Below are 241 nucleotides of genomic sequence, written 5' to 3' on the forward strand. Positions count from 1 at the left end.
CCCCTGGAGGAGCCGCTGCATGGGGTGCGCCTCCCCCATTTCCCGGCTGATCTCGGCGAACGCAGTCTCCTGGGCCCGGGTGAGGCGAAAGGGCAGGGACTCGATCAGCCGCCGGTTCAGGGTGCCCCGGGCTGGAAGCCGGGGCGCGACCCGGGCGCGCCGCTCGCGGTAATGCAAGCGCATGGACAACTGCTGGGCCAGCAGCTCTTCGAACTTGATCCGCCGCCACGCCGGGTGGTTG

Annotated in this window: 1 pseudogene; it reads right to left on the minus strand. The window is 71.0% G+C overall.

From position 1 onward, the window contains the following. Positions 1–241 (minus strand): annotated as a pseudogene (locus tag ACTFO6_RS19595) (ATP-dependent DNA helicase RecG); the annotation flags it as partial.

This window comes from Pelomicrobium sp. G1, assembly GCF_051905455.1.
GTDB lineage: Bacteria > Pseudomonadota > Gammaproteobacteria > Burkholderiales > UBA6910 > Pelomicrobium.